This window comes from Cupriavidus oxalaticus, assembly GCF_038900635.1.
Classification (GTDB): domain Bacteria; phylum Pseudomonadota; class Gammaproteobacteria; order Burkholderiales; family Burkholderiaceae; genus Cupriavidus; species Cupriavidus oxalaticus_B.
In genome coordinates this window covers 1-2,763 of sequence record NZ_JAYMRX010000059.1, presented here as the reverse complement: position 1 = coordinate 2,763, position 2,763 = coordinate 1, and the positions used below count along the sequence as shown (strand labels likewise).

At 53.2% G+C, this 2,763-nt stretch carries 1 rRNA gene; it reads left to right on the top strand.

The features are described from left to right. Nucleotides 1–2,720 (top strand): 23S ribosomal RNA (locus tag VSR71_RS34890); the annotation flags it as partial. Nucleotides 2,721–2,763 lie beyond the last annotated feature (43 nt).

Here is a 2,763-nt window from a genome sequence, read left to right as displayed (position 1 = left end):
CATAGGTGTGGGAAGCGAACGCGGCGAACTGAAACATCTAAGTAGCTGCAGGAACAGAAATCAACCGAGATTCCCAAAGTAGTGGCGAACGAAATGGGAAGAGCCTTGTACTCTTTAGCAGCATTGTTAGCAGAACGGGATGGAAAGCCCGGCCATAGCAGGTGATAGCCCTGTATGCGAAAACAGCGTTGTGGAACTAGGTGTACGACAAGTAGGGCGGGACACGTGAAATCCTGTCTGAAGATGGGGGGACCATCCTCCAAGGCTAAATACTCGTGATCGACCGATAGTGAACCAGTACCGTGAGGGAAAGGCGAAAAGAACCCCGGGAGGGGAGTGAAATAGATCCTGAAACCGCATGCATACAAACAGTCGGAGCCTCGTAAGGGGTGACGGCGTACCTTTTGTATAATGGGTCAGCGACTTACATTCAGTGGCAAGCTTAACCGATTAGGGAAGGCGTAGCGAAAGCGAGTCCGAACAGGGCGTTGAGTCGCTGGGTGTAGACCCGAAACCAGATGATCTATCCATGGCCAGGTTGAAGGTGCGGTAACACGTACTGGAGGACCGAACCCACTAACGTTGAAAAGTTAGGGGATGAGCTGTGGATAGGGGTGAAAGGCTAAACAAATCTGGAAATAGCTGGTTCTCTCCGAAAACTATTTAGGTAGTGCCTCGTGTCTCACCTTCGGGGGTAGAGCACTGTCATGGTTGGGGGGTCTATTGCTGATTACCCCGCCATAGCAAACTCCGAATACCGAAGAGTGCAATCACGGGAGACAGACATCGGGTGCTAACGTCCGGTGTCAAGAGGGAAACAACCCAGACCGCCAGCTAAGGTCCCCAAATATAGCTAAGTGGGAAACGAAGTGGGAAGGCTAAAACAGTCAGGAGGTTGGCTTAGAAGCAGCCACCCTTTAAAGAAAGCGTAATAGCTCACTGATCGAGTCGTCCTGCGCGGAAGATGTAACGGGGCTAAGCTATATACCGAAGCTGCGGACGCACGCAAGTGCGTGGTAGGAGAGCGTTCTGTAAGCCTGTGAAGGTGTCTTGTAAAGGATGCTGGAGGTATCAGAAGTGCGAATGCTGACATGAGTAGCGATAAAGGGGGTGAAAGGCCCCCTCGCCGTAAGCCCAAGGTTTCCTACGCAACGTTCATCGGCGTAGGGTGAGTCGGCCCCTAAGGCGAGGCAGAGATGCGTAGCTGATGGGAAGCAGGTTAATATTCCTGCACCGTCGTATGATGCGATGGGGGGACGGATCGCGGAAGGTTGTCCGGGTGTTGGAAGTCCCGGTCCCTGCATTGGAGAAGGCGCTCAGGCAAATCCGGGCGCGGAATTCAAGAGTGTGGGGCGAGCGGCCTAGTGCTGCGAAGCAATTGGAAGTGGTTCCAAGAAAAGCCTCTAAGCTTCAGTCATACGAGACCGTACCGCAAACCGACACAGGTGGGCGAGATGAGTATTCTAAGGCGCTTGAGAGAACTCGGGAGAAGGAACTCGGCAAATTGGTACCGTAACTTCGGGATAAGGTACGCCCTGGTAGCTTGACTGGCCTGCGCCAGAAGGGTGAAGGGGTTGCAATAAAATGGTGGCTGCGACTGTTTAATAAAAACACAGCACTCTGCAAACACGAAAGTGGACGTATAGGGTGTGACGCCTGCCCGGTGCCGGAAGATTAAATGATGGGGTGCAAGCTCTTGATTGAAGTCCCGGTAAACGGCGGCCGTAACTATAACGGTCCTAAGGTAGCGAAATTCCTTGTCGGGTAAGTTCCGACCTGCACGAATGGCGTAACGATGGCCACACTGTCTCCTCCCGAGACTCAGCGAAGTTGAAGTGTTTGTGATGATGCAATCTCCCCGCGGCTAGACGGAAAGACCCCATGAACCTTTACTGTAGCTTTGCATTGGACTTTGAACCGATCTGTGTAGGATAGGTGGGAGGCTTTGAAGCGTGGACGCTAGTTCACGTGGAGCCGTCCTTGAAATACCACCCTGGTTTGTTTGAGGTTCTAACCTTGGCCCGTGAATCCGGGTCGGGGACAGTGCATGGTAGGCAGTTTGACTGGGGCGGTCTCCTCCCAAAGTGTAACGGAGGAGTTCGAAGGTACGCTTGGTACGGTCGGACATCGTACCTAAAGTGCAATGGCAAAAGCGTGCTTAACTGCGAGACCGACAAGTCGAGCAGGTGCGAAAGCAGGACATAGTGATCCGGTGGTTCTGAATGGAAGGGCCATCGCTCAACGGATAAAAGGTACTCTGGGGATAACAGGCTGATACCGCCCAAGAGTTCATATCGACGGCGGTGTTTGGCACCTCGATGTCGGCTCATCTCATCCTGGGGCTGTAGCCGGTCCCAAGGGTATGGCTGTTCGCCATTTAAAGAGGTACGTGAGCTGGGTTTAAAACGTCGTGAGACAGTTTGGTCCCTATCTGCCGTGGGCGTTGGAATCTTGACGGGGGCTGCTCCTAGTACGAGAGGACCGGAGTGGACGTACCGCTGGTGTACCTGTTGTCTCGCCAGAGGCATCGCAGGGTAGCTATGTACGGAAGAGATAACCGCTGAAAGCATCTAAGCGGGAAACTCGCCTGAAGATGAGGATTCCCTGGAGGCTTGACCTCCTTGAAGGGTCGTTCGAGACCAGGACGTTGATAGGCTGGGTGTGGAAGCGCAGTAATGCGTTAAGCTAACCAGTACTAATTGCCCGTAAGGCTTGATCCTATAACCAGTGTGTTTCACCTGGTTGATCGTCGCCTTGTGCCAC